Origin of the sequence: Actinocorallia populi (assembly GCF_002995495.1) — a bacterium.
GTDB lineage: Bacteria > Actinomycetota > Actinomycetes > Streptosporangiales > Streptosporangiaceae > Actinocorallia > Actinocorallia populi.
Genome location: NZ_PVZV01000005.1, coordinates 113,858 through 132,455, shown reverse-complemented (window position 1 = coordinate 132,455; position 18,598 = coordinate 113,858). Strand labels below are relative to the sequence as shown.

Genomic DNA, 18,598 nt, shown 5'->3' with positions numbered 1-18,598 from the left:
GCGGATCAGTGCAGGTGGTAGTCGGAGGGGTCGAGGCGGCGGGTGCGGCGGCGGTAGCCGGTCATGTAACCCGGCCAGTTGTTGGTGTTGCGGCGGGTGGGGTCGAGGTACCAGCTGTCGCAGCCGCCCTGGTTCCAGACGGTGGTGGCGAGGCGGCGCTGGACGGCGGCGTCGTGGGCGTCGAGGACGTCGCCGCGCACTTCGAGACGGGAGACGCCGCGCTCCATGAGTTCGGCGGCCTGCACTATGTAGGCGGCCTGGCTCTCGAGCATGTGGACGATGGAGCCGGAACCAACGTTGGTGTTGGGCCCGTACATGAGGAAGAAGTTGGGGAAGCCGGTGACGGCCATGCCGAGGTAGGCGCGGGCGCCGTCCTTCCAGGCGGTGTTCAGGTCCATGCCGTGTGATCCGATGACGCGCATGGGCGCGACGAAGTCCTGGGAGCGAAAACCGGTGGCCCAGATGAGGGTGTCGGCCGGGTGGCGGGTGCCGTCGGCGGTGCGGACGCCGTCAGGGACGACCTCGGTGATCGGCCGGGTGACGACGTGCACGTGGGGGCGGTTCAGGGTGTCGTAGTACTCGCTCGAGGTGAGGATGCGCTTGCACCCGGGTTCGTGGTCGGGGGTCAGGGCGCGGCGGAGGGCCGGGTCCCTGACCGACCTGAGCGTGAGCAGGCACAGGGCCCGGATGTGCGCCGACAGCAGGCGGCGGCCGGCGGGCGCGGTGAGAGCGGGGTTGAGCAGCAGCTCGAACCACAGGAAGATGCCCAGCCGTGACGCCTTCTGCACGATCGGGAGGCGCCGGTTGAGGCGTCGCCGCCAGCGCGGGTAGACGCGGTCGGGTTTGCGGCTGATCCAGTTGGACTCGATCTGGAAGATCGTGAGGTCGGCGACGGCCGGAGCGATGAGGGGGACGAACTGGATGGCGCTGGCACCGTTGCCGACCACGACCACGCGCCTGCCGGTGAGATCGTGGTCGTGGTCCCATTGCGCGGAGTGGAAGACGGTGCCGGTGAAGGAGTCCAGGCCGGGCAGGTTCGGGACGGCGGGGTTGCCGAGCTGGCCGCAGGCGGACACGAGGAGGTCGAAGTCCCGCTCGTCGCCCTGCGCCGTGCGGACCCGCCACCGGCGGGAGTCCTCGTCGAACACCGCTTCGGTGACCTCCGCGCCGAAGCGACAGTGCGGGAGCAGGGAGAAGAGTTCGGCGCAGTGCCGCAGATAGGCCAGGATCTCCGGTTGTTCGGCGAAGCGGCGCGTCCAGTCGGGCTTGGGTGCGAAGGAGTAGGAGTACAGGTGGGAGGGCGCGTCGCAGGCGGCGCCGGGATAGGTGTTGTCGCGCCAGACTCCGCCGGGGCCGTCGGCCCGCTCGAAGACGGTGAGATCGGCGAAGCCCGCCTTCTTCAGGCCGACGGCCAGGGCTATGCCGCTGAATCCGCTTCCGACGATGGCGATCGACAGTTCTCTGCGGCCCATGTGAGACTCCCAGTGATCGACAGGGCAACCGACACTCATGTCGGTTGCGTGACCGTAACACGGAAAGGAAAGACGGTCCATGGTGGAAAGCGCACCCAAGAGCCGCATGCGCGGGCCGGCCAGGCGGGCGGTCATCACCGCGGCCGCACTGAGGATCTTCGCGGAGAAGGGGTACCACGCCACGTCGCTGGGTGAGATCGCCAGGGCCGCGGGGGTGGCGCGCACGGTGATGTACGACCACTTCCCCTCCAAGCGGGTGCTGCTGCTGGCCGTCCTCCAGGAGCAGAACGCGGCGCTGATCGAGTACATCGGCGCACGGATCACCGCCCAGGGGACGGCGCGCGAGCGGATGCGCGGCACCGTGGACGCCTACTTCGGCTTCGCCCAGAGTCAGCCCGAGGCCAGGAAACTCCTGTTCGACAGCCTGAACGAGGACGACCCGGAGATCCGGACCGTGCGCCAGGGCATCCGCGAGGCCCGCACCCGGGCGGTCGCGGCGATGCTGGCACCGGACATGCGGGAGATCGGCGTCGACCCGGCGGAGCCGGGCGCCGAGGCCATGGTGGAGTTCGTCATCACCGGCCTGGACGGGGTCGCCCAGTGGTGGGAGCACCGCCCCGAGATCGCCCGGTCGACCCTGGTGGAGGGGGTCATGTGGTTGTTGTGGTCCGGGCTCGGACCGCGCCCCTAGACCGGATCCGGACACCCCCGCGCCCTTCGCGGGCCCTTGACGCGGTGCCGCCTCCTTCCCATAGTGAGTGGCCAGTAACCGACATCAGTGTCGGTTACTTCCCCCCACTCCAGAGGAGCGCACCATGGAGGAACAGAGCACCTCCGCCGCCCCGCAGAACCAGGACGAAGGCGTCGGAAGACGGGGATTCGTCACCGGGGCCCTGGCCGCCGCCGGCGCGGCGGGCCTCGGCGGCCCCGCCTCGGCGTCGAGGGCCTCCCGGGCCCGGCGGAAGCGCGCGCCCGGACGGCGCGTCGCGGTGTTCGGCGGCGGGATGGGCGGCCTGACGGTCGCCCACGAGCTGATCGAGCGCGGCTTCGAGGTGACCGTCTACGAGCGCAAGGCCTGGGGCGGCAAGTGCCGCAGCATGCCCTTCACCGGCACCGCCACGGGCGGCCGCCAGGACCTGCCCGCCGAGCACGGGTTCCGGTTCTTCCCCGGCTTCTACCAGAACCTGCCCGACACGATGGAGCGCGTCCCGCGCCCCGGCGGCGGCACCCTGAAGGACAACTTCGTCGACGGCAAGGAGGTCTCGGCCTTCTACAACGGGACCAAGATGGTGCTGCCCGCCCACGGCAGCATCGTCGGCACGCTGAGCCCCGGCTCGCTGCTCACCTTCCTGTCGACCGCGGTCAAGGTGATCGGCAACGTCCCGGCGTGGGAGGTCGCGTACTTCCTCGAGAAGATGATCGTGTTCGTCACCAGCGGGCCGCAGCGGCGGCTCAAGCAGTGGGAGAACATGAGCTTCGCCGACTACGTGAAGGTGAAGGGCAAGTCCAAGCGCTACAACGAGCTGCTGGTGGACATGTTCACCAGCACCCTGGTCGCCGCCAAGCCCGACAAGGCCAACGCCCACACCATGGGCCTGATGGCCGAGGCCTGGGTCTACAGCACGCTGGGCCTGGGCGGCTACGGCGCCCCGGACCGGCTGCTGAACGCCCCCACCAACGAGGCGCTCATCGACCCGTGGATGGACCACCTGCGCGCCCTGGGCGTCGACTTCCAGATCGGCCGCACCCTCACCGAGCTGAAGGTCGCCGGCGGCAGGATCTCCGGGGCCGTGCTCGACGGGACGCAGCCGGTCGAGGCCGACCACTACGTCCTGGCAGTGCCGCTGGAGCGGGCGGTGCCGCTGCTGAACGCCGACATCCTGAACGCCGACCCGAACCTCAAGGCCCTGGGCAACCTGACGACCGACTGGATGAACGGCGTCATGCTCTACCTGAAGGAGCCGGTCGACCTCGGCAGGGGCCACGTGGCCTACGCCGGGCAGCCCTGGGCGCTCACGTCCATCAGCCAGGCCCAGTTCTGGAAGAAGAGGTTCAACCGGACCTACGGCGACGGCACCGTGAACGAGTGCCTGTCCATCGACCTCTCCGCCTGGGACAGGAAGGGCGTCCTGCACGGCAGGACCGCCAAGGAGTGCACCCCCGAGCAGATCATCGAGGAGGTCCTCGCGCAGCTGCGCAGGGCCGTCCCCCGCGGGGACCGGGTGCTGAAGGACTCCAACGTCCACTCCTGGTTCATCGACCCCGCCATCACCGGCCTGGCCACCCCCCAGGTCGCCAACGACGAGCCGCTGCTGATCAACAGCCCCAGCTCCTGGAACTTCCGGCCCGAGTCCACGACCGCGATCCCCAACCTGTTCCTGGCCTCCGACTACGTGCGCGCCAACATCAACCTGGCCACCATGGAGGGCGCCAACGAGGCGGGCCGCAAGGCGGCCAACGCCATCATCGACGCCTCCGGCGCCGGCGGGTCCAAGGCCAGGCTGCTCGACCTCTGGCAGCCCCCGGCGTTCAACGGCTTCTTCGCCGACGACGACGCCCGTTTCGCGGCGGGCAAGCCCAACGCCTTCGACGTCATCGACCCCTACCGTCCCTGACCCGCACCGAAGCAGGCCGCCCGCGGGCAGTGCGGACCGCGGGCGGCCCCGCCGGAGGCCGGAACATGTCCTACGCCGATCAGTACGTCGCCGTCGCGTCCACCGGTGTGTACTTCGCCGGACTCGCGTGCTTCAAGGCCGCGGCCGGGCAGATGCCCGAACTGCGCGGCGCCCGGCCCGTCCACCTACCCTTTGCCCTCACCACCCACGGCCTGCGGGTCACCGGGGCCGTCGTCCTGATGAGCGGGGCGCTCCTGCAGGGAGGACACCGGTCGTGACCCTCGCCTTCCACCGGCCGCCCGATTCCCCCGCCGTCGACGCCGGCGTGCTGGAGCGGTTGTGCCGGGCCGCTCCCGGAATCGCACGGGCCTCCGCCGAGGAGGCGTCCGCCACCGGGCGCGTGCCTCCCGGGCTGTGCCGCGCCCTCCGGACCGCGATCGTCCAGTTCCTCGACCCCGCGCGGCATCCCGAACCCTCCGCCCTCACGCTCTTCCACCGCCTGGGCGGCGCCGCCGCCGACCTCGGCATTCCCCTGCACGACGTCAGCGCCGCCCAGCAGATCGCGGTCGGCACGGCCGTCCAGCGGCTCGCCGAGCAGGCCCTGCGCCTCGGGGCCCTCACCCGGGTCCACGAGACGGGGCTGCTGGCCCAGCGCGCGTTCACCTACGCCGACCGGCTCAAGGACGCCACCGCCTCGGGCTACAACGAGGCCGTGCACCCCGAGCCGGACCCGCGGCAACGCCGGCTGCTCACGCTCCTGTTCCGCACCGCCGTCAGCAGGGCGCGGCTCAGGCAGGCCGCCGACCAGGCCGGTTGGACGCTGCCCCGCACCCTCGCCGTGGTCGCCCTCTCCCCCGGCCCGCGGCGGCCGGCCCGGCACCTGCTCCCGGACGTCCTGGCCCACCCGGCACGCGACCGCCTCATCGTGCCCGACCCCGAGGGCCCCGGCCGCGGGGCCGTGCTCGACCGGATGCTGGCGGGGATACCGTCCGCCATCGGCCCCACCGTCGAGCCCGTCCGGGCCGCGGCCTCCCTGCGCCTGGCGCGCCACACCCTCGACCTGCTCACCACCGGCGTGATCACCGCCGCCGGGCCCGTCCCGGCCATGGAGCACGTCCCGGACCTCATGATCATGAACGATCCCGAGCCGGTCCGCCGCCTCGCCGAACGGCAGCTCGCCCCCCTCGCCGACCACCCGCCGCACAAGAGGGCGGTCTACGCCCACACCCTGCGCACCTGGTTCCTCTGCGGTTTCAACACCTCCGCCACCGCCGAGCGCCTCCACGTCCACGCCCAGACCGTCCGCTACCGCATCCGCCGGCTCGAGCACCTCTTCGGCCCCGGCCTCTACGAACCCGACCAGTCGCTCAACTACATGATCGCCCTGCACGCCTGGACGTTGATGAGCTCACCGGACGGCCACGGAATCTGGCAGACCTGACCCGGACCCCCGGCACCGTTCCCCCCTTTGGAGTCACGAATGCCAACGGCCATGCCCTCGCCCGCCGAACCCGGCCGGCACCCCTTCGACCACTACCACCGGCGGGGAATGCCGCTGCGCCCCGGGCCCGAGGCCGCGGCGCCGTCACCGCTGTGGCTGACCGAGCCGCACCACCGGTTGTTCTCCCCCTGGATTCCCGTGAGCGCCGTCCCCGAGCGCACCGCGCTGACCGCCCTCTTCGACGACCACCGCTGGCAGGGCGACGAGCTCATGGACGCCGTCGTGTCGGCCTTCGGCAGGGTCGGCATGCCCCGCGGCCGCCGCATGCTCGACCAGGCGCTCGACCGGGGGATCGACGCGGTGCCCGACCCGCCGGACGAACTCGTGGAGCTGTTCCGCCACCTGGACGACCCGCCGGAGTGGTTCGACGCCCGCCGCTGGGAGCGGGGCCGGCGGCTGTGGATCGGCTCCTCCCTGTCGGGCAAGCTGACCATGCTGTTCAGCGACGCCATGGGGACGTTCGTCGGCGCCGAGGTCTCCTCGGCCACCGGCCAGACCCGCCGCTTCCTCACCGACTTCCGGCGCCGGGAGCTGGAGACGGCGACCTGGTTCCACGACGTCACCCTCCCCGGGGGCGCGGACCGGCACTCCCCCGTCTTCAAGAGCATCGTCCGGGTGCGGCTCATGCACGCCCAGGCGCGGCTGGCGCTGCGCCGCGCCTGGGGGGACGAGCATTTCGCCCGCCACGGCAACCCCGTCTCCAACGCCATGACGATGGGCGCCGCGATCACCTTCGGGCTGTTCCCGCCGCTGTTCGACCACGCCCACGGGCGGCGGATCACGCCGGCGGACCTGGACGACGTCATGCTGTACTGGGCCTACATCGCCCACCTGATGGGCGTCACCGACGAGCTCGTCCCGCGCCGCGCCCTCGACGGGCTGCACCTGGCCCACCACATGATCCTCACCGCGGGCGGCCCGACCCCCTGGACCGCGGTCACGGTCAACGCCGTCTGCGACCGCGTCCTCAGCCCCCGCCCCGTGCGGCGGAGGCTCCAGCTCGAGGCGCTGGCGCCGCTGTTCGGCCTGCTCTCCGCCCTCACCGGCGAGTCCCTGGTACGGGCGCTCCTGCGCGGTTCACCCCTGGCCGGGGTGCGCCTCCAGCCCTGGCAGGCCGTCGCCGAGGCCCTCACCCGCCTCAACGTTCTGCAACGCAGGATCGGCGACCGCCTCCCCGGCGCCCGGCGCCGCCGCGAGCGGCGCGCACGCCACGGCGACGTCTGGCAGAGACGCGCGGTGGCGGCGGTGGCCGAGCGCGCCCGCCGGTCCGGCATCACCGCCTCCCCCTACGACCACCACGACACCAGCGTGGCGTGAGGCGTCGGGAGGCGGGCGTTCAGCGGGCCACCTCGTAGACGGACTGGGTGATGCCGGCGCCCATGTCCGCGGTCGAGCGCAGGGTGAGGGGGATGTCGGCGTCGAGGTCGCCGAAGAGGCGGAAGCCGCGGCCGATGAGGACCGGGACCGTGGTGATGGTGAGGTCGTCGATCAGGCCGGCGCGCAGGAACGACTGGACGACCTGGCCGCCGTCGGCGTAAACGCTCTCGGCACCGCGCTTCTCGAGGTCCTCGACCAGTTCCTCCAGCGAGCGGTGGACGGTGACGCGCGGGTCGGCGTCGGCGGGGAGGCGGGTGCTCAGCACCGCGACGTGCTTGCCGTCGTAGGGCCAGACGTCGCGGCCGAAGCTCAGCGCCTTCTCGTAGGTGGCGCGGCCCATGACGACGGTGTCGACGCCGTCCGCGAACTCCTGGTAGCCCAGGTCGCCCTCGGCGGCCTCGCCGCGCTCGGTGAGCCAGTCGAGGCCGCCGTCCGGGCGGGCGATGAAGCCGTCCAGGCTGACGCCGATGAAGACGTGGGCGGTGAACGAACGCGGGAAGGACATGCGGGCCCCCTGGTTTGTGAATGACCGTTCGTTAACGGTAGCAGCCCTGCCCGGGTTAGTAAATTTACGTTCGTTTACTAACCCGGGCGGTGCGGGTCGAGCACCTCGTCCACGTCGGCGCGCAGGGCCCGGCCCAAAGGGATGTCGCCGGTGAGCGACCACAGGATCAGCGAGCCGTTGTAGGCGACCTGGACGGCGCGCGCCAGGCGCGGAACGTCCACGCCCGCCCTCAGCTCGCCGGCCGCGACGGCCTCGGCGAGCAGGCCGGCGATGTGCCCGCCGGTGCGCCGGGCGTCGTCCGCCGCGTGCTCGCGGAACTCCGGATCGGTGAGGTCCAGCTGCAGGAAACCGAGGTTGTTGGCCATCTGCTCGGGGCTGTCGACCCGGGAGGCGAGCGCCCCGAGCGCCTCGTGCAGCGCCGCGAGGGGTGACGGGTTCGCCGCGCGGGCCGCCTCGAACGGCGAGGTGCCGGAGCCGTGCTCGGCCAGGGCCAGCAGCAGGCCCCTCTTCGAGCCGAAGCGCTGGACGAGCGTGGCCGGGGCCAGGCCCGCCTCGCGGGCGACGGCGGCCAGCGTGAGCCGTGCCGCCCCGACCTGCCCGACGGCGCGCGCGGCCGCCGCCAGGATCTCCTCGTCGCTGGTCGTGCGGGGACGGACCACGGGGCCTCCAGTTCGTGAACGTTCGTTCGTTAACTTTAGCCGCAAGGCCGGTCACGGCGGTCAGTCCAGAGGAGGGGCGTCCAGGGCGCAGTGGTGGTGGGCGGTCGTCCTGGGGCAGGGCGTGTCGCGCAGGGCGACCGCGGACAGGAGCCCCGCGGCGACGCAGAGGACCCCGGCGATCAGCACGGCGCTGTGGAAGCCCGCGGAGAAGAGCTCGGGGTGCAGGTAGGCGTCGCCGGTGATGCCGACGAGCGCGGGGAAGACCGCCACCGCGACCAGGGAGGCCGCGCGGGCCACGTCGTTGTTGACGGCCGAGGCCATCCCGGCGTGGCGGGCGGGGACCGCCGCCAGGACCGTGGCGGTCAGAGGCGCCACCGTGATGGCCAGGCCCAGGCCGAAGACGCAGACCGCCGGGAACACCTCGGTCAGGTAGGTCCCGGCCTCGTCCACCCGCACGAGCAGGGCGAATCCGGCACCCACGACGACGGGGCCGACGCTCATCTGGAGGCGTGGTCCGATCCTCGCGGCCACCGCGCCGGAACGTGACGACAGCAGCAGCATGATGACGGTGACGGGGAGCAGGGCGATGCCCGCCTCCAGGGCCGTGTAGCCGGAGACCTGCTGGAGCTGGAGCGGAAGCAGGAACAGGGCTCCGCCGAGGGCGCCGTACACGATGAACGTGACGACGTTCGTCACGCTGAAGGCGACCGAGCGGAACATGTCCAGCGGGAGCAGCGGATGCGCCGTCCGGCGCTCCCACCAGACGAAGGCGACCAGGAGCAGGCCGAGCGCGGCGGGCGGCGTCAGGCCGTGCGCGGGGCCCTCGATCAGGGCGTAGGTCACGCCGATGAGCCCGCCGGTCACCAGCACTCCCCCGACGACGTCGACCCGGCCGGTCGCCTCGGCGTCGCGGGACTCCGGGACGTGCCGCCACGCCATCACGAAGACGAGCGCCGCGAGCGGCAGGTTGATCACGAAGATCAGCCGCCAGGACACGGCGTCCACGAGCCAGCCGCCCAGGAACGGGCCGATCGCCGCACCCACGCCGCCCAGCCCCGACCAGGCGCCGATCGCCCTGCCCCGGTCGTCCGGGTGGAAGGACGCCTGCAGGATCGCGAGGCTGCCCGGGGTCAGCAGGGCCGCCCCCACCCCCTGCAGCGCCCGCGCCCAGATCAGCATGCCGGGCCCGGTCGCGACGGCGCACAACGCGGACGCCACCGCGAACCAGACGACTCCGATCTGGAAGACGAGCCGCCGCCCGTACCGGTCCCCGAGCGCACCCGCCACCAGCAGCAGCCCCGCGAGGGTCAGCGTGTAGGCGGTGACCACCCACTGCAGGCTCGCCAGCCCCGCCCCGAACTCCCGCCCGATGGCCGGCAGCGCGATCCCCACCACCGTCGCGTCGATCGCGGCGAGCGCCGACCCGAGCACCGTCGCGGCCAGCACCCACCTCCCGGCCGCACTGCCGTAACGCAAGTCCTCCACCCCCTCCCTCTTCCCCCGCCGCCCGGACCCAGACCGCCCGGCCCCCGAAATCACGGCGCCCACAGAACGCGGTCCCTTCCGCCACGCGGGGCGCGACGGAGCCCGTCGGGGAACTGCGCGCCTTCACCAACAGTCCTCCGCCGCGCGCCGGACGCGGCCGAGCCCAGCGAAGAACTGCGCGCCTTCACCAACGGCCTTCCGCCGCGCACGGGGCGCGGCGGAAGGGTCTGCGGGGGTGGGGTCAGGAGGCGAAGCCGGCCTCCACGCGCGGGAGCCAGTCGCGGAGGGAGGCCTCCACGCAGTCGCCGTCGGCGTGCACGCCGGTGCAGCCCGTGCCCCAGGTGGAGCCGTTGCCGTAGTTGACGTGGCGGTAGGTGATGTCCTCGGCGTCGAGGGCCGCGGCGAAGTTGCCGTTGAGGACCGTGGCGCCCTGCTCGATGATGTCGGCGTTGCCGTGGTAGAGGCCGAGCTCGACGTCGACGAGCTGGTCGGCGTGGAAGGTCGGGTTCTCCTGGTGCCAGATGCCGGGGTCGGGGATCGGGATGAGCGGGCCGAAGATCACGTTGTCGGGCAGGGTCGGGCCGTAGGAGCCGTTGCAGCCGACGACGGCGCTGCACCACTCGGCGAGGTTGCGCAGGCCGTTCATGACGGCGAGGCGGCCAAGGGTGTCGGCGATGTCGACGGGACCGGACATCGAGGCCGCGTGCGAGAAGAGGTCGGGGTGCTTGAAGGCGTAGTGCATCGCGCCGAAGCCGCCCATCGAGTAGCCGGTGATGGCGCGCTTGTCACGGGTCGCCAGGGTCCGCAGGTTGGCGTCGATGAACGGGATGACCTGCTGGATGTGGAAGGTCTCCCACTTGGCGGCGCCCGCCGCGCTGTTCTGGACCCGCCAGTCGGTGTACCAGCCGCGGTTGCCGCCGTCGAGGACGACCGTGATCATCGCCGAGCGGGCGGAGGCGTCGAGGAACGCCGGGAAGGCCCAGCCCGGCTCGCCGCCGCTCGCGGTCGGGTGCGCCCCGTGCAGGAAGTAGTTGACCGGGTAGTGCTTCGTCGGGTTCGCGGCGTAGTCGGCGGGCAGGATGACCCGCATCGTGCGTTCGCCCGCGACGTTCGGCGTCGTCACCTTGAAGGTGAAGTTCGTGTCGGTGCCGGCGGGCGCGCCGGTCACGGTCAGGCCCGCGGCGTCCGCCAGCGGGGGCGGCCCGTCGGCGAGCGCCGGCGCGGACCAGGGCAGGGTCAGGGCGGCGACCATGAGGGTCGCGGCGGCGGTGAACCATTTCTTCACGGATGCTCCTCTTGCCGGGGGGTGGCCGAACGGCGTGCGCGCGTGCGGGTCAGAGGGCGCAGAAGGCGGAGACGCCGCCGTTCCACAGGTGCGTCTGGCCGGGGGTGCCGCCCAGGAGGTGGTTCTCGTTGGCGGTGAGGGTGACCTGCCTGGAGCCGTCGTCGCTGGCGTAGGTGAGGGTGAAGTAGCCGGGCACCGAGCCGTTGTGCCACCACGCCTCGCCGCAGCCGAGGTCGTTCTTCGCCAGGCCCAGGCCGTAGGAGGTCCCGGCCGTGTCGGTCGGCACCGTCGTCTTCAGTTCGGCCAGCTGGGCGGGCGGCAGGAGGGTGCCGTCCAGGAGGGCCCGCTCGAAGGTGGCGATGTCCTCGAGCGTGGAGACGATCGCTCCGGCGGTCCAGGTGGCGGAGACCTTCTGGGTGGTGACGGTCATGTAGGTGATCGGGGTGGTGAGGAAGTAGCCCTGCAGGTGCGCGCCCGCCATCGTGTTGGCCGAGGGCAGGCTCGTGTCGGCGAGGCCGAGCGGGGTGAAGATCCGTGCCTGCATCGCCGCGGCCGCGCTGGTGCCGGTCGCGGCCTCGATCACCATGCCGGCGAGGACGTAGTTGGCGTTGGAGTAGTGCCAGGTCTGCCCCGGCGCCCCGATCGGCGCCTTCTTCGTGGCGCCGTTCACGAGCTGCTGCGGCGTCCATTCGGCGCCCCACAGGAAACCGTCGATGTTCATCGTGTACTGGGGCAGGCCGGAGGTCTGGTTGAGCAGGTGCCGCAACTTGATCTGCGTCGCGTCGTAACCGGTGCCGCTGACGACGCCGGGCAGCCACTGCTCGACGCTGTCGTCGAGGTCGAGCAGCCCCTCGGCCTCCAGCAGCAGGACCGTCGCGGCCGTGAACGACTTGCTGACGCTCCCGATCCGGAACCTGGCCGCCGGGTCGGCCGCCGCGTTCGTCGACCGGTTGCCGACGCCGACGTGCACGGACTGCTCCTGCCCGCCGTCGCGGACCATGCCGATCACACCCGGATATCCGGCCGCGTGGCCCTGTTCCATGCCGTCCAGCAGGACCTGCGCGGCGTCGGGGACGGATGCCTCGGCCGGGACCGCGACCGTGGACAGGCCGAGGCCGCACAGGGCCGCGACCACGGAGAACCGCTTGGCTTTCATGACACTCCTCGAGCAAGGGGAGGTTTGACCGAGCGGCAGCCTAACTGTCAAATAGACATTTATGTATATTTGACGATGAGAAGTCGATCACAACCGGGCGTCCGCACACCCCCGGGGCGGGGACCGCTCCTTGATCATGACGGGCGGCCCCCCGCGAAAGGCGATGGAGACCAAAACCGGACATGTAGTGAGGTTTTTGTTACAAGTGGCTGTTTTTGGGCAGGGAGCGACCGGCGAGGCTCCGGACCGGGGGTTCCCGGTCCGGAGCCTCGCGCGTCAGGGGCTGCTCAGACGGGGACGCGCACCGGCTCGGGCCGTTCGGGAGCGGTGGCCCCGCGGAGGCCGAAGGCGGTGATCACCGCGCCGGCGACCGCGGCGGCGAGCGGGATGAGCAGGGCCGCCTGGAGGGAGTCGAGCTTCGCGGCGGGGGCGGTGGCGTCGCCGAGCGCCGCGACGTTCACGGCGGTCACGGCCGAGACGCCCAGGGCGGTGCCGAACTGGATGGAGGTGTAGAAGATGCCACTGGCCAGGCCTTCCTCCCGCTCGTCGACGCCTTCGGTGGCGGCCATGGTGAGCGGGCCGTACGCGAGGGAGAACGCCAGGCCGAGCAGGACCATGGTCGGGAGCATCGCGGCGTACGTCCAGTCCATCCCCAGCGGCAGGAACAACAGGTACGCCAGCACGGCCAGCACCATCCCGCCGAACAGCACGGGCACGTTGCCGAAGCGGTTCACCAGGCGCGGCGTCAGGGTCGGGGCGAGGACGGTGTCCACGCCGACCACCAGCATGGCCAGGCCCGTCTGCAGGGGGCTCCAGCCGCGCACCTCCTGGAGGTAGAGGGTCGCCAGGAACTGGAAGCCCATGAACGAGCCGATGAACAGCAGCGCTCCCAGGTTGGCCCGGACGAACGGCGCCGAGCGCAGGATGCCCAGCCGGACCAGCGGGTCGGGCGAGCGGCGTTCGATCGCGACGAAGGCGGCCAGCAGTGCGAACCCCGCGGCGAAGACGCCGAGGGTGCCCGCCATGCCGTTTCCGGAGTGCTCGAGCCGGACCACCCCGTACACCAGCAGCAGCATCGCGCCGGTGATGCTGAACGCGCCAGGCAGGTCGAAGCCCCCCTCGGGGCGTTCCGGCTCGTCGGCCTCCTTGATGAGCAGGAGCGCCGCCACCAGGATCACCGCGGCGAGCAGCACCGGGGCGAAGAACACCCACCGCCAGCCGACCGAGGTCAGCAGGCCGCCGACGACCAGCCCCAGGGAGAACCCGCCGGCGGCCGTCCCCGCGTAGACGCCGAGCGCCTTGGTGCGCCGCGGGCCCTCGGGGAAGGCGCCGATGAGCAGTGCCAGCCCGGCGGGCGCCATGAACGCCGCGGCGACACCGGTGACGAACCGGGCGAGCAGCAACATCCAGCCCTCACTGGCGAAGCCGCCCAGACCGGAGAAGAGCAGGAAGACGACCAGCCAGGACAGGAACATCCGGCGGCGGCCCAGCAGGTCCGCCGCCCGCCCTCCCAGCAGCATGAACCCGCCGTACCCCAGCACGTAGGCGCTGACCACGCCGCTGAGCGTCCCTGTGGACAGCCCGAGGTCGGCCCGGATCGCCGGCAGCGCCACGTTCAGCATCGCGACGTCGACGCCTTCCAGGAACACCGCCCCGGCCAGCACGAGCAGCACGCCCCAGGCGCGCGCGTCCATGCGCTCGTTCAATGCGGATGTCGTGGACACGGTCCACCCCTTCTCCAGGACACGGACCGGCTTCCCGGTTCCCCGAGTGCATGCCGGTTCCTTCTTGTAACCGGCCCCATCGTCGGGCACCATGAAGGATCATGGAAGAAGGCACATCAGAGTCCCCCGGTTACTGCGGGGATACCGGCGACGACTACGACATCCTGCAGTGGGACACCCGGGAGGACTGCGAGGTCCGCCAGATCCTCGACCGCGTCGCGGACAAGTGGTCGCTCCTGGTCATCGCCCTGCTCGACAAGCACAGCCTCCGCTTCACCGAGCTGCGCCGCATGATCGACGGCGTCAGCCAGCGCATGCTCACCCGCACCCTGCGCCACCTGGAGCGCGACGGCCTGGTCAGCCGCACCGTGCACCCGACCGTGCCCCCGCGCGTCGACTACGCCCTCACCCCGCTGGGCGCCACCCTCCACACGACCATCCGCGCCCTCGTCACCTGGACCGAGGAGCACCAGAACCAGATAGCCGCCGCCCGCACCGCCTACGACGCCCGCGTCGCCGCCGAGGAGCAGGCCGCCGCGGACGAGGCCGCCGAACGGACGGCACTCGCCCGTAGCGTCCTCGCCCGCGGCCGCTGACCTCCCCGGAACGCGGATCGGCCGCCGTGCGGGGGCGGCGGGCCTCCCCGCCGCCCGGTCACCGGACGCCGCCGCTCCGAGGCAGGGAGCGCAGGCCGCGCAGGGGCGAGAGGAGGACCGGGAGGCAGGAGGCCAGGTAGCCGGCGCCGAAGACCAGCAGCGCGGTGCGGGCGCTGATCGCCTCGGTGAGGAGGCCGCCGAGGAGGGCTCCGGCGGGCATGACGCCCCAGTTGACGAAGCGGGCGGTGGCGTTGACGCGGCCGAGCAGGCCGGTCGGGGTGAGGGTCTGGCGCAGGCTGACGGAAGCGACCGCCCACGAGGCGACGAAGAAGCCGTCGACGGCCAGTCCGGCGACGGCGAGGCCGAGCTTCCAGCCGGGTTCGGCGAGCGGCACGAGCAGGAGCGCCAGCCCGGCGAGGATCGCGTTCAGCCAGAGCATCCGCGCCCCGCCGATCAGCCGCTGCTGCCACTCGGTGGTCATCGCGCCGAGCACCCCGCCGACGCTCCCCGCCGCCAGGACCATCCCGTACGTGCTGAAGTCGACGCCCGCCTCCTGGATGAAGAAGACGGGCAGCATCGCCATCAGCGCGGTGCCGAAGAGGTTCGCGAAGGCCGAAGCGGCGACCACGGCGCGCAGGATGCGGTGGCGGGCGAGGAACGCCAGCCCTTCGCGCATCTCCGTCCACAACCCGCGCCGCTCGGTGGCGTGTGCGGGCTCGTCCGCCCTGATCCCCAGCAGGAGCAGGGCGGAGCCGAGGAAGCTGACGGCGTCCAGGACGATCGCGACGGGCGCCCCGACGAGGCGCGTCAGCCACCCGCCCAGCCCGGGACCGGCGACCTCCGCCGCCGTCCCGAGCGTCTGGAGCCTGGTGTTGCCCTCCACCAGCCGGTCGGAGTCGACGAGGACCGGCAGGTAGGACTGGTAGGCGACCTGGAAGAACACCGTCGCCAGGCCCGTCACCAGCGCGACGGCGTACAACTGCGGCAGGCCCAGGACCCCGAGCAGGTGGGCGACCGGCAGCGATCCGAGCGCGAGTGCCCGGATCACGTCGCACACGACCAGAACGGGTTTCTTGGCCATCCGGTCGACCCAGACCCCGGAGGGCAGGCCGACCAGCAGGAATCCCGCGGTCTCGGCGGCGGTGAGCAACCCGATCTGCACCGGCGAGGCGTGCAGGACCGTCAGCGCGAGCAGCGGCAGCGCGACGAGGCTGATCTGGCTGCCCACCTGGCTGACGGCGTGAGCCGAGGCCAGCAGCGCGAACGCCCGGTGCCGCCACAGGCTCGGCCGGGAGGGCTGGGAAGACGAGGGGACGGTGCGCACGGCGCATCCTCCAGAAATGACAGAAGCTCTCACGGGCGGACATGAAAAGCGCGCGGCCGCGGCGGAGCGTTGCTACGACGCCGCAGGACCACGCGGTCCGCTACCCGAAGAGAGCTGTCACGGCAGGGGAGCCTAGGGGAGATCACCGATCGTGTCGATCCGGGTCAGGGCAGGAGGCCTCGGCGGCGGGCGGAGACGACGGCCTCGTGCCGGGTGTGGGCGTCCAGTTTGCGCATGGCGCTGCGGAGGTAGGCCTTGACGGTCTCGGGGAGGAGGGAGAGCCGGGCGGCGGCCTCGGCGTTGGTGCAGCCGAGGGCGACCTGGGAGAGGACGTCCAGTTCCCGCGGGGACAGGGGGGTGAGGGGCGGGGGGTCCTGGGGGGAGGCCAGGGCGGTCAGGCGGCGGGCGGCCGACCGCAGGCGGGTGCGCAGGGCGGGGTCCGCCGCGTCCTGGGCGATGCTTCGCAGCTCGGCGTGGAGGGCGCGCAGCTCCTCGGCGACCCGGGGGGTGAGGGGGCCGTCCGCGGCGGCGGGGAGAGTGCGGGAGAGACGGATGCGGCGGTCCACCTCGTCCCGGACGGACAGCTCGGCGGCGAGGCGGCGGGCGGCGTCCGCCAGGAGGTCGTGGGCGCGGCCGCCCAGCGGGGCGGGGCTGCGGTCGGCGGCGTACAGGACGCCCCTCACCGTGCCCAGGACGGTCACCGGGACGGCGGTGACGGCGCGGATGCCCTCGGCCAGGACGGGGGTGTCGTAGTCGTGGGTGATCGATCCGGCGGAGCCGTAGTCGTTCAGGGCCATGGGGCGCCCGGCGGCCAGGACGCGGCCGCCCAGGCCGCTGCCGGGGGTGACGCGCAGGCCGCGGAGCCCGGAGGTGCGGACGCCGAGGAACTGGGCGAGTGTCAAGTTCCCGTCAAGGACCTGGCCTCCGAAGACGACGGGGAGGCCGGACCGGTCGCGCAGGAGGCGCAGCTCCTGGCGGTAGGCGTCGCCGTCGTCGGGCCGCAGCAGGCCGTCCGGAGCGGGGTGCATTTTGTTCACCCCTTTCCGGGGGTAGTCCCGTTCTGAACTCTCCTCACAAGATAGACGAAGGTCACACTCCACTCGAAAACCGCTGCACCGGAGAAAGAGAGGGATCTTCATGAACCACGTCGAGGAGCTGCTCGCCCTCTACGGATCTCCGCGGGCCTGCGCGGCCGAACTGCTGTGCGACCGGCACCCCGCCGAGGCCGTCGCGTTCACCGTCGTGAACGCCGACCTCTCCTTCGAGGACCTCACCTACGGACGGCTGCGGCACGACTCGGCGCGGTTCGCGGCGGCACTGGCCGGGCTGGGCGTCGAACCGGGGGACGCCGTCGCCACCCTCATGGGCAAGTCCGCCGACCTCGTCGTGGCGCTGCTGGGCATCTGGCGGCGGGGCGCGGTGCACATCCCGCTGTTCACCGCGTTCGCGCCGTCGGCCATCGCGCTGCGGCTGGACGCCGGCAAGGCCAAGGTCGTGGTCGTCGACTCCGGGCAGCTGCCCAAGCTCGCCCCGGGCGAGGACATCCCCGCCGAGGCGCCCTGGGAGACGATCGTCGCCGGAGAGGGCACCGCCGACGGATTCTCCTTCGGCAGGCTGCTCGAGCTCTACGGCGGCGACGAGCCCTCGGCCGCCCCCGCCGTCATGGGCGGCGACGCCCCGCTCGTGCAGCTGTTCACCTCCGGCACCACCGGTACGCCCAAGGGCGTCCCCGTGCCGGTCAAGGCGCTGGCGTCCTTCCATGCCTACCTGGAGTACGGGCTCGACGTGCGGCCCGAGGACGTGTTCTGGAACGCCGCCGACCCCGGCTGGGCCTACGGCCTGTACTACGGCATCCTCGCCCCGCTCGCCGCGGGCAGGCGCAACCTGCTGCTGAGCGCCGGGTTCAGCCCGGAACTCACCTGGAAGGTGCTCCAGGAGTTCGGCGTCACCAACTTCACCTCCGCCCCGACCGTCTACCGCAGCCTGCGCGCCTCCGACGCCCCCGCCCCCGAGGGGATCCGGCTGCGCCGCGCCTCCTCCGCCGGGGAACCGCTCACCCCCGAGGTCAACGCCTGGTCCCGCGAGGTGCTCGGCACCGCCGTCCGCGACCACTACGGCCAGACCGAGCACGGCATGGTGATCGCGGACGCCTGGGCGGACGGCCTGCGCACCGACGTCCCGGCCGGTTCGATGGGCAGGGCCCTGCCGGGCTGGTCCGCGGAGGTCCTGCACGACGACCGCGACGAACCCGCCGGCCCCGGCGTCCTCGGACGGGTCGCGCTGAACGTCGCGGAAAGCCCGCTGATGTGGTTCCACGGCTACGTGGACGCCCCCGGCAAGACCGCCGAACGCTTCACCCCCGACGGCCGCTGGTACCTCACCGGCGACGCCGGCACCAGGGACGAGGACGGCTTCTTCCGCTTCTCGTCCCGGGACGACGACATCATCATCATGGCCGGCTACCGCATCGGCCCCTTCGACGTCGAGAGCGTCCTCGTCCAGCACGAGAGCGTCATCGAGGCCGCCGCCATCGGCGTCCCCGACACCCTGCGCGGCGAGGTCCTCGAGGCCTACGTCGTCCTCCGCCCCGGCACGCCCCCGGCCGACGCCCTCGTCCGGGAGCTCCAGCAGCTCGTCAAGACCAGGTTCGCCGCCCACGCCTACCCGCGCGCCGTCCACTTCATCGACGCCCTCCCCAAGACCCCCAGCGGCAAGGTCCAGCGCTTCGTCCTCCGCAAGCAGCGCACCAGCGGCATGTGAACTCCGCCATGACGCGCTCCTTTCTCACACGGCTCGAAGGCGGCTGATCGCCGTCCCCGTCGAGAGGCGGCCTCGGCCCGGTCATACGTGTGGCCGGAGGGGCACGGCCGGGGCCGTGCCCCTGGTGAAGGGGTCGCCG

General features: G+C 72.3%; 16 protein-coding genes. 7 read left to right on the top strand and 9 right to left on the bottom strand.

Annotated elements, in window-relative coordinates; translation table 11 throughout:
• Positions 1 to 5: 5 nt before the first annotated feature.
• Positions 6 to 1,472, bottom strand: coding sequence for a flavin-containing monooxygenase (locus tag C2865_RS20735; protein ID WP_106400196.1), 1,467 nt, complete (start codon positions 1,470 to 1,472; stop codon positions 6 to 8).
• Positions 1,473 to 1,551: 79 nt separating this feature from the next.
• On the opposite strand from C2865_RS20735, the gene C2865_RS41475 reads away from it, so the two are divergent.
• The 5 genes from C2865_RS41475 to C2865_RS20710 all read left to right on the top strand — a co-directional run bounded on the left by C2865_RS41475 (position 1,552) and on the right by C2865_RS20710 (position 6,905).
• The gene (locus tag C2865_RS41475; RefSeq protein ID WP_106400195.1) at positions 1,552 to 2,163 is read left to right on the top strand and encodes a TetR/AcrR family transcriptional regulator; all 612 of its coding nucleotides are present in this window, start codon (positions 1,552 to 1,554) and stop codon (positions 2,161 to 2,163) included.
• Between the two features lie 124 nt (positions 2,164 to 2,287).
• A complete protein-coding gene (locus tag C2865_RS20725) occupies positions 2,288 to 4,087 on the top strand; it encodes a hydroxysqualene dehydroxylase (protein ID WP_106400194.1) in 1,800 nt (599 codons plus the stop codon).
• 65 nt (positions 4,088 to 4,152) lie between these two features.
• Positions 4,153 to 4,365, top strand: coding sequence for a hypothetical protein (locus C2865_RS20720; protein ID WP_106400193.1), 213 nt, complete (start codon positions 4,153 to 4,155; stop codon positions 4,363 to 4,365).
• Positions 4,362 to 5,528, top strand: coding sequence for a PucR family transcriptional regulator (locus C2865_RS41470; protein ID WP_106400192.1), 1,167 nt, complete (start codon positions 4,362 to 4,364; stop codon positions 5,526 to 5,528). The genes C2865_RS20720 and C2865_RS41470 overlap by 4 nt, the downstream gene beginning before the upstream one ends.
• A gap of 39 nt (positions 5,529 to 5,567) precedes the next feature.
• Complete coding sequence (locus tag C2865_RS20710) at positions 5,568 to 6,905, top strand: oxygenase MpaB family protein (RefSeq protein ID WP_198653478.1); 1,338 nt, start codon at positions 5,568 to 5,570, stop codon at positions 6,903 to 6,905.
• A 19-nt stretch (positions 6,906 to 6,924) separates the two neighbouring features.
• Here the strand turns inward: C2865_RS20710 and C2865_RS20705 are convergent, their stop codons facing one another.
• From C2865_RS20705 to C2865_RS20680, 6 genes are all read right to left on the bottom strand, one after another.
• Positions 6,925 to 7,470, bottom strand: coding sequence for a dihydrofolate reductase family protein (locus tag C2865_RS20705; RefSeq protein WP_106400190.1), 546 nt, complete (start codon positions 7,468 to 7,470; stop codon positions 6,925 to 6,927).
• 77 nt (positions 7,471 to 7,547) lie between these two features.
• Complete coding sequence (locus tag C2865_RS20700) at positions 7,548 to 8,129, bottom strand: TetR/AcrR family transcriptional regulator (protein ID WP_106400189.1); 582 nt, start codon at positions 8,127 to 8,129, stop codon at positions 7,548 to 7,550.
• 60 nt (positions 8,130 to 8,189) lie between these two features.
• Positions 8,190 to 9,614: an MFS transporter gene (locus C2865_RS20695; protein ID WP_106400188.1), complete on the bottom strand. Its 1,425-nt coding sequence runs from the start codon at positions 9,612 to 9,614 to the stop codon at positions 8,190 to 8,192.
• Positions 9,615 to 9,855: 241 nt separating this feature from the next.
• Positions 9,856 to 10,899, bottom strand: coding sequence for an alpha/beta hydrolase (locus C2865_RS20690; protein ID WP_106400187.1), 1,044 nt, complete (start codon positions 10,897 to 10,899; stop codon positions 9,856 to 9,858).
• 49 nt (positions 10,900 to 10,948) lie between these two features.
• On the bottom strand, positions 10,949 to 12,055 hold the full coding sequence (locus tag C2865_RS20685) for a serine hydrolase domain-containing protein (RefSeq protein ID WP_106400186.1): 1,107 nt from the start codon (positions 12,053 to 12,055) through the stop codon (positions 10,949 to 10,951).
• 287 nt (positions 12,056 to 12,342) lie between these two features.
• On the bottom strand, positions 12,343 to 13,779 hold the full coding sequence (locus tag C2865_RS20680; RefSeq protein WP_232835735.1) for an MFS transporter: 1,437 nt from the start codon (positions 13,777 to 13,779) through the stop codon (positions 12,343 to 12,345).
• A gap of 101 nt (positions 13,780 to 13,880) precedes the next feature.
• Here C2865_RS20680 and C2865_RS20675 point away from each other — a divergent pair, with 101 nt between their 5' ends.
• Complete coding sequence (locus C2865_RS20675) at positions 13,881 to 14,375, top strand: winged helix-turn-helix transcriptional regulator (RefSeq protein WP_106400184.1); 495 nt, start codon at positions 13,881 to 13,883, stop codon at positions 14,373 to 14,375.
• 58 nt (positions 14,376 to 14,433) lie between these two features.
• Here the strand turns inward: C2865_RS20675 and C2865_RS20670 are convergent, their stop codons facing one another.
• Positions 14,434 to 15,699, bottom strand: a complete 1,266-nt coding sequence (locus C2865_RS20670; RefSeq protein WP_106400183.1) for an MFS transporter — start codon at positions 15,697 to 15,699, stop codon at positions 14,434 to 14,436.
• Positions 15,700 to 15,863: 164 nt separating this feature from the next.
• Positions 15,864 to 16,727 carry a helix-turn-helix transcriptional regulator gene (locus tag C2865_RS20665; RefSeq protein WP_106400182.1) on the bottom strand — a complete coding sequence of 288 codons (864 nt, stop codon included), beginning with the start codon at positions 16,725 to 16,727 and terminating at the stop codon, positions 15,864 to 15,866.
• 109 nt (positions 16,728 to 16,836) lie between these two features.
• Here C2865_RS20665 and C2865_RS20660 point away from each other — a divergent pair, with 109 nt between their 5' ends.
• Positions 16,837 to 18,459: an AMP-binding protein gene (locus tag C2865_RS20660; protein ID WP_106400181.1), complete on the top strand. Its 1,623-nt coding sequence runs from the start codon at positions 16,837 to 16,839 to the stop codon at positions 18,457 to 18,459.
• Positions 18,460 to 18,598: the final 139 nt, after the last annotated feature.